The sequence below is a fragment of the Fibrobacter sp. UWB3 genome, from assembly GCF_002210405.1.
Classification (GTDB): Bacteria; Fibrobacterota; Fibrobacteria; order Fibrobacterales; family Fibrobacteraceae; genus Fibrobacter.
The window spans coordinates 321,460-332,480 of record NZ_MWQJ01000003.1 but is presented as its reverse complement, the minus strand read 5'-3'; the positions used below and the strand labels follow the sequence as shown (position 1 = coordinate 332,480).

Below are 11,021 nucleotides of genomic sequence, written 5' to 3'. Positions count from 1 at the left end.
CGTTCCGCTAAGGACCACGCGGTCGTGGTGGAATTGGTAGACACGCTAGCTTGAGGTGCTAGTGGGAGCAATCTCATGACAGTTCAAGTCTGTCCGACCGCAGAAAAAGACTCGATGAAAATCGAGTCTTTTTTATTTCTCGCATGGAATCGAGCATAAAATCCACTCTATAAAAAAGGAACCCCGATAATTTCCCGAGGTTCCTTGGTATGATTTACGAAATGCCGATTACTTAACGACAACAAAACCCTTCTCGAAAGCGCCTTCGCCTAAGCGAATTCTATTTTCGCCTTTAGACAAACGCACCGTCTTTGAAGTAAGAACCTTGCCAAGCGCGTCAGTCACGACAAACTTGCGCACGCAATTCCGATCGGAGACCACCGTGAAATTGCCGAAACCTTCATCCCGGATGACGAATCCACGGGAGAAATTAGCCCTGCGAGCAGGAATCAAGCCCGAAGGCGTTTCACTATAAGGCAAGAGTTCTAGCTTGGTCACCGCCCCATCTTTATTGGCAAGGCCGGAATTAAAGGAATAAAGGGTATCCGCAGTACCGTCTGCCTTGTTGAACGCAATATAGTCTATGGCGACAGAGCCCTTGAAATACTGAAGGTAAGACTGAATACCAATGAAGACAATCTTCTTGGGATTGTAACTAATAAGCGCCGTTGCCGAATCCGCGATGTTTTGGGATAACGGAACTTTATATTCATGCCATTTGCCCCAAACAGGGTCCTTGCCCCCCAGGATAGAGAATTCTCGCCACTGCCATTCCGCCTTTTCATCGGAGGACATCGTAACGACATTGAATCCGGTGTAGCCGTACTTGCCATCGCTAGACGTTGTCCCCGAAATGTTCGCCTTAATGGTAATGGATGTGTATGGAGTAATATCGGACTTGACGACATCAAAACTGATTTGTCCGTACGTAGAAGAGTCCCCCTTGGCAGCCTCGGTCGCAAAGTAGTCGTAAGTAGCCACAAGCATTTTATTGGTCTCGGCGCCCTTGGTAAGCTCCGGAAGGCCATAAGCGGTGCGGATGGCGTTCATCACTGGGTAATCAAAGACCGTATAGTCCGCCGTAGAAATCGTCGTCATGGTACCCGGTCCCGTTCCACCGGTTTCCCAGGTGATGGGAATCATTCCGCGATCTTTGGCGGCCTTCGCTACATATCCGTAGAACTGGGCGCGCCCCTTGATGTGCAGTTCCAAATCGGCCCCGGAGAGAATATTAGAACGGCTCATCGCCCCAAATTCACCGATAACCACAGGGATACCCTTGGAGGTGAACTTTTCCTTCATCTTGTCGAAGTTTTCATCTACGAATTCCTTGCCGCACCACGTAGCATTGCGTTCCGGATCTGTCGTGGAAAGGTAGTCACCCCAATAGTAGCTCGCCTTGCCCCAATCAGCATCCCCATCCATCAAAGTAAAAGTGTAAGGATAGAAATGGACTTCAGCCATCAAGCGGTCCGAAATTTTATCGGTCGGCATCACCATCTTGCTGTACGCGAGATCAAAGGATGTACTCGCCGCCTGGATAATCAAGGAACGACTAGCGTTGTTTCCGCCCGTCTCGCGAACGGCATCCACAAATGTCTGATGGTAAAGAAGAAGAGTCTGATGGGCTTCGTCGCCCGCCTGATCGTTTACGTCAGGTTCGTTCGCGCTTGCAAAAAGGAGATGCTCGTCGTATTCCTTAAAGGCTGTCGCGATTTGCGTCCAAAAGGCTTTCTGACGGGCGTTCACGCGATCCTTGGTGGCGGCATCCACTTTATCGATATGCTTTTCGAGCCAGCCAAAATCCCAGTGAATGTTGATGATGGTATAGAGTCCAGCATTGACGCAAAGATCCACAACCGTTTTCACGGAATCCATCCAACTTTGGTGAATAACGTTGTTCACAGTGTCGGCATGGGCATACCAAGAAACTGGAATGCGGACTGTGGAATAGCCAGCATTTTTGATGGCCGTGATAAATTCCTTGTTCGGGTACTTGCCACCCCACGCTTCAGGACCGGCCGATGTGATAACACCTGTATCCGTGTTGCCGGAGATGGCCTCCATGGTGTTTCCGATATTGATGCCAAAGCCCATTTTGGCGGCAAGGTCCTTGGCGGTGGGAAGTTCCGCAAAAGCGGATACGCCTAGAAAAAAAAGGGGAAGAAGAAAACTTCTTATATTCATCCGATACTCCATTTTGATACAATCAATACGCTTATTTGCGTATATCAAAAACAAATATACTTTTTTTGAAAAATTTAGCTATAATTAATTAATTTGCCATATTGACAATTTATCCATCAAGATTTAAGACACTTTTAATTTTTTCAAAGACAGGGCAAGACGAAAATAAAAGACCGAGGTGACTCCCTCGGAAAAAAATTTCAATTATTTTTGAATTTGAGTTTCCAAAATCAAAAAATTATACTATCTTTGTGTTCGTTCCGCTAAGGACCACGCGGTCGTGGTGGAATTGGTAGACACGCTAGCTTGAGGTGCTAGTGGGAGCAATCTCATGACAGTTCAAGTCTGTCCGACCGCAGAAAAAGACTCGATGAAAATCGAGTCTTTTTTATTTGCTGTGGCGCCCTTCCACACTACCCCATAAAATTCTACATTTGCAATCATGAACCGTTTTGAACTGAAAAAGACGTCGAAGAAATCCAAGGCCCGTCTGGGAGTTTTGCATACCGACCACGGCGACATCCAAACGCCGATTTTTATGCCGGTAGGTACCGAAGCGACCGTAAAGGCCGTAACGCCCGCACAACTCAAAGAAGACATCAAGGCACAGATTATCCTCGCCAACACGTACCACCTGTACTTGCGCCCCACAACTCCGAAGATTGCGGCCGCGGGCGGCATCCATAAGTTCATGAGCTGGAACGGCCCGGTGCTCACGGACAGCGGTGGATTCCAAGTATGGAGCTTGAAGGAACTTCGCAAAATCAAGCCCGAAGGTGTTGAATTCAGAAGCATTCTGGACGGTTCCAAGCACTTTTTTAGCCCGGCAAGCGTGATGAACGCCCAGCGCGAAATCGGCGCGGACATCATTATGGCGCTCGACGAATGCACGCCGTACCCGAGCACGGTCAAGGAAGCGGAACACAGCTTAAACTACACGCTCCGCTGGACCGCCGAAGCGATGGAATGGCTCAAGGAACACCCGCCAATTCACGGCTACGATCAGCAGTTCTTTGGCATTATCCAGGGCGGCATGCACACGCACTTGCGCAAGCAGGCCATCGAACGCATCGCAGAACTCGGCCCTGATGGCTACGCCATGGGCGGTCTTTCCGTCGGTGAACCGACCGAAACAATGTACGAAATCGCCGACTTCTGCACGGACTACCTGCCGACAGACCACCCGCGCTATGTGATGGGTGTCGGAACGCCGTGGAATCTGCTGGAATTGATCGGTCGCGGTGTCGACATGTTCGACTGCGTGATGCCCACGCGTAACGCCCGTAACGGCATGCTCTTTACAAGCGAAGGCGTGCTCCGCTACAAGGCCGCCCGCCACGCCGAAGAATACGACAAGCCGGTCGACCCGAATTGCGACTGCTACTGCTGCCGCAACTTCAGCCGCGCCTACTTGCGCCACCTGCACCACGCCGGAGAATCTCTCGGCTACACGCTCGCCAGCATCCACAATTTGCACTTCTACCTGCACTTGATGCAAGAAGCGAAGGATCACCTCGCCGACGACACATTTGAAGAATGGGCTAAGGCCAAGTGCGAAGTGCTGCAGCGCAACCTTGAATAAAAGGTGTTAAAAAGGCGACCCCGGAATAAATCCGGGGTGACAGCCTGTGCCCTTCCGCCTTCGGCGTCAGGATGACGAAACAAAAAACGCCTCGGACTGTTAGTCCGGGGCGTTTTTGATGGTTACTTAAGCGCTCCGCGAGGGAGCGCGTCAGTCTTTACTTGATGGAGATACGAGCAGTCTTTGCTGCACCGTTCATCATCACACGCACAACGTAGTTGCCGTTAGCAACGTTCTTGAGAGAGAACTGGTTTGCACCGGCAGAAACGCTAGCAATGCGGCTTTCAACAACGTGACCCATCATGTCGAATACCTGGATACGTGCTGTACCGGCCTTTGCGAAGTTCACATTGAGCATGTCACCCTTGAAGCCAACCTTGATGCCGCTAGCTACGCGAGCGACAGTCTTGATGCCGACCTTCGGATTTTCGACGCACTTGAGATCATCAACATAGAGGTAGTTGATCTTCGGCTGGTAAACAATGCCCTTGTAGCCAACCACTTCCCAGGCCATCTTCTTGATAGCAGCCCAGTTAAGGTCCTTCGGGTCATTGGTCCAGTTCGGCTGAGCAATGTCATCGAGACTGATGACCATGGTCTTCCAAACCTGGGAATCATCCAACACATATTCGTGGTAAGCATAGTCCGTCACAGAGCCATCCTGAACCTTGAAGGTATGAGCGGAGCCCTTGTAACGATAGCTGATAGCACCGCACTTGCTCAAGTCAATACCCTTGGAGGTATCGGCATTCGTATTGAGGCCGAGTGCCACAAACGGAGCTTCGGTATAGGTTCCCTGATCCCAATTGACATCCTTCAAGCCAACAAAGCCCTTCGTGCCATTCGTCGGATCTTCAGTACCCGGGAATGCAACCACATAGCCACCAAGCTTCTGGTCATAGACGTTAGAAATAGTGGACTTTCCACCCGGTTCCTTATCCGTGTAAGCATACCAGGTACCAGTCGTCTTGAGAACTTCATCAAGATCTTCGACGTCGTCGATATCGACAACAGTCTTGTAGGTTACCGTAGCAGAAGAACCCGGAACGATTGCACTAGAAGAAATCGGAGCAATAGCGCTGCTAGAAGAACCAGCAACAACAGAAGAAGAGCTCTGACCCACTGCAGCACTAGAAGAAGACTTCGGAGTTTCGCTAGCACCACCGCTAACAGCAGTGAAGGAAAGACCGTCGCACTTCACGTCATCCACATAGAGGTACGGATACTTGGGCTGGTTCATATCATCCGGAACCTTTTCGAGGCCCTTGATTTCCCAAGAAAGACGAGTTGCGTTTTCCATCTTGATCGGCTTAGAGCGAGAATCATCACCCCAAGTTTCCTGCTTCAACATGTCCGTCGTAATTTCGACTTCCTTCCAGCCTTCAGAAGCGTCCTTGTTCACGCGATGATAGTTGTAGTCGGTAACATCGGTCGTTTCGATGGCGAAGTTATGGCTTGCACCCTTGTACTTGTACTTGATGGTCTTGCACTTGGAGAAGTCTGCATAAGCCTTCGGGGAATCCTTTGCCGGTTCCTTCAAGAGCGTGAGGAACATCTTAATGTACGGACCGTAAGTAAGGGAACCCTTACCGATCTTAACATCCTTAAGGGCTGCAACATACTTAGACGTATTCTTGGTGTCGCCGCTGACCGGGTAGACAACCTTATAGGTCGTGTTGCCAAAGTCATCTTCGATCTTTTCGTTAGAAATAGAGCTTGCGCCACCATTTTCCTGGTCTTCAACAGCAGCCCATGCACCACCGAGGTAACCGTAACGGTCGCCATCTTCCATGTCATCGAGAATGGAAGTAGAAGCGCCATTGGCAACGCCAGCAGAGAAGCCACTTTCTTCAGAAGCAGAACCATTCTGGAGGCCGCAATCCTTATAAGTTGCACCACCGAGCTTGCCCTTCACATACTTACCAGAGTTGGTGTAAGTGAAACCGTTTTCGAACACGGCGTTAGCAAATGCAGCAGAAGTTTCGTTCATGGCAGAAGCGTTCCAGTTCGTCCAGGACACGCCCTTCTGAGCCATCCATTCTACCCACTTGTTGCTGGAGCCTTCATCCGGCTGGCCATCACCGTTAGCATTGACGGTACCCCATTCGGTAGCAAACACAGGCACGCCTGCAGCCATAGCCGTTTCTGCAGCCTTGTTGTAACCGCCATCGCCCATATAGTGAGTTGCGGCATAGAAGTGGAGCGTGCAGCCATAGTTCTTGTCGTTGATGCCTGCGGAAGCGCAAGCATTCGGCTGGCTGGACCATCCCGGGCTACCCACGAGGATGAGGTTATCAGAATACTTACGAATTACCGGAATAACCTGATCGGCATGCTGCTTCACGGCTTCCATGCTTCCGGTCGGTTCGTTCCAAATTTCGAAAATCACGTTGTTATACTGGCCATATTCCTGAGCTGCGTATTCAAAGAACTTGACAGCGTCAGACGTAAAACCGTCAGAGCTTTCAATGTGCCAGTCGATAATCACGTAAATGTCTTTGTCAATGGCTGCATTCACCACAGACTTGAGCAAAGCCTTCTGGAAGCCTTCGCCACCCGTCGTGTAAGAACGGCCCGAGCTGTTGAACTTTTCGTCAGCGGCACCGAGAGCAAAACGCACAACTTCGATACCCATGTCGTCAACCAAGCGGTTGATGCCCTTTTCAGAGTAGAAGTCGGTAGAATAGGTGTTGCCCGAGCTCCAGAAGAGGCTCATACCCTTGACCTGAACAGCCTTTTGAGAGTAATCCGGGCAAGAACCAGAAAGCTTGCCACCATTAGCCTTAAGTTCACCGTACGTGCTTACGGGGCCAACACGGCTAGCACTAACTGCCATAGCAGACGTTACGGCAGCGCACATCAGAAATGCGAAGACTTTTTTCATAAACATCCTTTTGGGTTCACCCAATCTCCGCAATCACAAATCCCAAGCGAAAGATATATAATATGGGGTTACTATAGTTGTAATTAATTTGGAAACATTCGAAAACGCTCAAAAAACGGCATTTTGATTAAAAATGTTTACCAAAATGGAAGATGCCCGCACAGAGGCGGGCATGACAGGCCGGGGAGACCGTGTAAAACTTAGTTTTTCACGAACTTCATGGTCCGCAAGCCAAGAGGTGTCCTGAAGCGTACAATGTAGACGCCTGCACGGAGCGAGCTCATGTCAACAACTCGGGTGTCGCCTACACTCTTGAGGCCTGCAATTTGGACTCTGCGGCCATCGATACCGACAACATCCAGACGAGTAACGTCGGAAGTTCCAATGACAAGGCTTGCAGATCGGGCGTCATAGAAAATTTCGCGAGACATCGCAGGCATCACATTTGCGAGACCGATAGTCCCTTCCGAAGAGCTCGAGGATTCAACCTTTTCGCTGCTAGAACTGTTACTGGATTCTTCGCTCGATGAGCTCAGAATGACGTTGGAAGAAGAAGAGCTCTGGTTGACACTGGAAGAGGATGAGCTCTGGGCGATACTGCTAGAGGATGGATATTCCATCACTTCGCCGTTACTTCCCTTATAAGCCATAAGAGCGTCTTTGAGTTTCTGGTTCACATCAGAAGAAGCGTCATCGACAGAATTGTCAAAGGTCCACTTGAAATCGCCACCCTGCAAACGGCCTGCATAGGCAAGCACATTAGCCACAGCCTGTTCCGGAGAATCGGCCGTGTAGCTGTACATGATAGACTTGTCCGTATCAAAATTATTATAGGTATTTTCGCCCGAATAGGACTTTACGCTAGATGGCACCTGAGTATCGCGACTGCTAACCACATAAGCGTCAAAATCGACCTTAGAATCAATATCGCCAATTGCAGTTTCCGCACCCTTGAGAACATACTTGCTTGCGCCATACGGAATGAACGTGTAAGAGCCTTCCATGTGGTTGTTGTAAGCCTTGATTGTACCGCCCGCTTCCTTGCTGAAAGTGCCGTTGTTCGTCGGATCGCGCTTAGTGCCGCTCGCATAGACGTCGGTTCCCTGCAACGAGGTCATCATCGGATATTTGCAATTACGAAAATAGTTTGCTTCCATAAACACGGACGAGCCAAGCGTAGAGCCCGCGCCGTACTTGGCATTGCCATCATAGTAGTTGTTGTACACGTGGGCGCTGTAGTAACGCACACGCGGATGACGGCTATCGGAATGATCGTACCAGTTATGGTGATACGTGATGTAATAGCCCCCATCGGCACCTTCCTTAAGGCCGAGCAAATTTGACTTGCCATTATCCCAGAAATGGTTGTAGCTAAAGGTCACATAAGTCGATAGCTTGCAATCCAAGGCGCCATCGCCCTTGACCTGGTCCTTGTCGCTACCCGCATGGCCATAGAAAAAGTCATTGTTGTGGACCCAGATATACTGGTTATCCTGCTGGAGCGTGATGTTGTCGCCTTCGTCGGAATCAACATTCATAATGCCGATGTTTCGGATTTCCAAATCCTGGGTTCCTTTGACGCGGAAACCCCAGCCATTTGCAGTCGCATCATTACCGATGCCTTCAACAGTCATCGAAAGGCCCTCTTTTTTGCCCATATCGATGGTGATGTCGCCCTTGTCGGTCACTTCGGGGTCCGTCACATTTCCCAGGAGACGAATCACCAGCGGGCGCTTATCATAGCCCTTCTTGAACGAAGTTAAGATATTTTGGAGGCCCACACTTTCCGTAACGGCGCCCTTGTTGCTCGTGACGACATCCAGCTTGACCGTGTTCTTCGTCGATTCCGAGACGTAAAGAACAACCGCGCCATCCTTGAGCGTACCATCAGTCTTGTAGGCACCCGGAACATGTCCGTTGCTAAACGCAAAACCAGCTCGGTCATGCGCCTTGACCGTCAAAGATTTCGAGGTTGTCGAAGCGGTTTCCTTGCCACCTTTTACAGACGCGACCTTGAGCGTGTAGCTACCGGCCTTGAGGCCAACCACGTCCACACGGTACTTGGAACCGTATTTACGGATGAGCTGGGCATCCACTTTAACATCGTTTGCACCAGCGCCCGAATAATAGACGTTGTAGCTATCGGAACCATCAGATGCCCATTCGGCATAGGCCGATTCTAAAGCACCAGAGGCTGTCTGAAGAGAAACTTGTGCGTTGGCCACAACAAAAAGGCCTGCACACGCAAAAACAGAAACTACGTGTTTCATAAAACATCCCACCACAAAAACGGGCTAAAATTAGCCCCACACCAGTAACTAATATACAGTGATTGTCAATTTTTCGCAACATATTTTTTCATTGCACTGAAAAAGTTACATAAAAGGCGCTTTTTGACGTATTTTCCAAAGGTGAATTTTATTTTGCGTGAAAAATTTCGATAAAATTTTATATTGTGGACGCTAGAGTGTGGATGGGAAACCTTAGAGGATGACAATGTTGAAAAAGACTTTTTTGGCAAGCCTTGCCGTTTGCGGATTTGCATTCACCAATAGCTTCGCCGCTTTAAGCACAGACGATTTTATCGAAGCGGCTTGGATGACCACACGATTCTTTGGCGCCCAGCGTTCTGGCCAGGGCCCGAACTGGATCTTGGACGGCACGAATAATCCGACCAGCTTTACAAAGGATAGCTACAACGGCAAAGACGTGAGCGGTGGTTGGTTCGACTGCGGCGACCACGTGATGTACGGTCAGTCTCAGGGCTACGCCTCTTACGTTTTGGCTCTTGCATATGCCGAATTCACAAAGGGTTTTTACGACCTCTACACCGGGGATTATACCGACTACAAGGCAAGCAAGGATTACTCCCGCAAGGGCGGCAAGCCAAACGACGTGCGCGACCTCCTTGAAGAACTCCGCTACGAAGCCGATTTCTGGGTCAAGGCTGCCATTGACGAAAACAACTTCGTGACCGTGAAGGGCAACGGCAACCAAGACCACATGAAGTGGGTTACAGCTGGAGCCATGAGTAAGCTCGGCTCAGGTGACGGTGGCGAACCGCGCTCCATTACAGGTAATGCAAACGACGCTTACACTCCGGGTATGGCCGCTGCAATGCTTGCTGTGATGGCCCGCGTCGAACCAGACGAAAGCGCTCGCGAAAAATACCTGAAGGCAGCAAAGACCGCGTTCGCCTACGCTAAAAAGCACAAGGGAGTCACACACTCTGAAGGTTTCTACGACAGTGGTTGGTGGGGAGGCGTTTGGCAAGACGGTCCGTTCCTCGCCGCAACGGAACTCTACCGCACGACTAAGGACGAATCCTACAAGAGCGACGCTAAAAAATATTACGACGACATTGACTTTGACAAAAACAGCTATTCTCGCTTTAGCTATTCTGACGCAAGTCCGCTCTCAAACATCATGGGTGAATACGTTTTCAATTTCCATCCGCAGGGCGACTTTTCTGGATCTGTAGGCTACCTCGACAGAATGTACATGGATCAGGCCGACAAAAACGGAATTTACAACAAGGAAACATCATCCAAAGAACATTTCCATGTCCGTACTCCGTCAGGCGGCGCATTCCTTTACGCTCTTTATGCAAAATATTTCAAGGACAATTCATACGATGAAGCCATCGAAAAGAATATCGCATTCCTTCTCGGTGACAACAGCTACAAGAAGTCTTACGTGGTAGGCTTTGACCGCAATGGAGCAAAAGCTCCGACAAGACCGCACCATCGTGGTTACTACGGCAACGAAGACGCAGGTCGTGACGTCAACGGTGCAGGCAATCCTCCTGAAAAGAACAAGCTTCTGGGTGGCATGATTGCAGGCGACTTTAACAACAGCAATCACAACGGCTCAACCGCCGACTGGCAAGTGAACGAAGTGTGCGTTGACATGAACGCTCCGCTCGTTGGCGCTCTCGGCTACATCTTAAGCAAGAAGGCTCCAGTCGAATCCGTCGGAAGCGACGTTGAATCTGAAGAAGACAAGAAGAAGAGAGAAGAGGAAGAAGAAAAGAAGCGCCTCGAAGAAGAAGAGAAAAAGAAACAAGAAGGCATCATTGCTGGACGCGTTTTGAATACAAACACCTTCAGCATCGTCCAAGGCTCCTCTTCGATCACAATTAATAGTGCAAATTCCGCTCCGTTCAAGGTTCAGGTATTCGGCCTCAACGGCAAACTTGAACAGGAATTCACAAGCAAGGGTGCAAACCTGAATGTAAGCCTCAAGAATAAGGGCATGCAGATTATCAAGGTTAGCTCCAAGAGCGCCACCAAGACATTCAAGGTGAATAATTACTAGTAGAAAATGTCATGCCCGCCTTGAGCGGGCATCTCCTTTTTTGAACTAATT

The 11,021-nt window shown here is 49.7% G+C and carries 5 protein-coding genes and 2 tRNA genes; 4 read left to right on the top strand and 3 right to left on the bottom strand.

The window, feature by feature from the left end; genetic code table 11:
- Nucleotides 1-18: 18 nt before the first annotated feature.
- Nucleotides 19-102 (top strand) — tRNA-Leu (locus tag B7991_RS05675).
- 126 nt (nt 103-228) lie between these two features.
- Here B7991_RS05675 and B7991_RS05670 read toward each other — a convergent pair.
- Nucleotides 229-2,187 (bottom strand): glycoside hydrolase family 5 protein, encoded by a 1,959-nt coding sequence (locus B7991_RS05670; protein WP_176421763.1) that lies wholly within the window; start codon nt 2,185-2,187, stop codon nt 229-231.
- Nucleotides 2,188-2,461: 274 nt separating this feature from the next.
- Here B7991_RS05670 and B7991_RS05665 point away from each other — a divergent pair.
- Together B7991_RS05665 and tgt are read left to right on the top strand one after the other, a co-directional pair.
- A tRNA-Leu gene (locus tag B7991_RS05665) sits at nt 2,462-2,545 on the top strand.
- Between the two features lie 84 nt (nt 2,546-2,629).
- Nucleotides 2,630-3,769 carry a tRNA guanosine(34) transglycosylase Tgt gene (gene tgt / locus B7991_RS05660; RefSeq protein ID WP_014546993.1) on the top strand — a complete coding sequence of 380 codons (1,140 nt, stop codon included), beginning with the start codon at nt 2,630-2,632 and terminating at the stop codon, nt 3,767-3,769.
- Between the two features lie 157 nt (nt 3,770-3,926).
- Here the strand turns inward: tgt and B7991_RS05655 are convergent, their stop codons facing one another.
- On the bottom strand, nt 3,927-6,653 hold the full coding sequence (locus tag B7991_RS05655; RefSeq protein ID WP_254917860.1) for a cellulase family glycosylhydrolase: 2,727 nt from the start codon (nt 6,651-6,653) through the stop codon (nt 3,927-3,929).
- Nucleotides 6,654-6,853: 200 nt separating this feature from the next.
- A complete protein-coding gene (locus B7991_RS05650) occupies nt 6,854-8,923 on the bottom strand; it encodes a pectate lyase (RefSeq protein ID WP_088629979.1) in 2,070 nt (689 codons plus the stop codon).
- 226 nt (nt 8,924-9,149) lie between these two features.
- On the opposite strand from B7991_RS05650, the gene B7991_RS05645 reads away from it, so the two are divergent.
- Complete coding sequence (locus B7991_RS05645) at nt 9,150-10,970, top strand: glycoside hydrolase family 9 protein (RefSeq protein WP_176421762.1); 1,821 nt, start codon at nt 9,150-9,152, stop codon at nt 10,968-10,970.
- Nucleotides 10,971-11,021 lie beyond the last annotated feature (51 nt).